The sequence below is a fragment of the Gordonia desulfuricans NBRC 100010 genome (assembly GCF_001485495.1).
Classification (GTDB): Bacteria; Actinomycetota; Actinomycetes; order Mycobacteriales; family Mycobacteriaceae; genus Gordonia; species Gordonia desulfuricans.
Map to the genome: position 1 here is coordinate 1 of NZ_BCNF01000243.1, position 589 is coordinate 589.

Consider the following 589-nt stretch of genomic DNA (forward strand, 5'->3'; position numbering starts at 1 on the left):
CGACCTACCGGTCGGTGGTCGAACTCATCGGCCGCCACGTCGACGCCGACCGCGGTGTGGCCGGGGCACCATCGGGGTTCGTCGATCTGGCCAAGAAGATCTCGCGTGTGCGTGGCATCACCCAACGCGCCGCCGAACTCCTCATGGACGAATCCATCGCCGTTCTCCACCACCTGCCTCACGTGGCGGAAGTGTTGCGGGACGGTTGGATCACTCCCGAGTTGATGAAGGTGGTGGTGTCGCGGACCGCGCTGGTACACGGTCGCGAATCGGCACCCAAGGTCGACGCCGAGATCGCCGAGTTGATCCGCCGACGCCGACGACTGTGGTCGAGGAAAACCATCACCGACATGGCCGACCGGGTCGTGTTCCGCCACGACCGTGACGCGGTCCGTGAAGCCCGGGAACGATGCCTGGACAAACGGGGTGTGTGGACCTCGTTCAGCACTGACGGGACCGGGGAGATCGCCGGCACCATGGCCGCCGACCGGGTCGAACTGTGCGGTCTCGTGATCAACACTCTCGCGAACACGGTGTGCCCACATGATGGGCGATCCTCGCAGAACCGGAAATCCGATGCCATGTTCGC

Annotated in this window: 1 protein-coding gene; it reads left to right on the top strand. The window is 65.0% G+C overall.

The features are described from left to right. Positions 1 to 589 (top strand): DUF222 domain-containing protein (locus GD1_RS24080; RefSeq protein ID WP_157079620.1); only part of this gene is annotated, 589 nt, incomplete at both ends.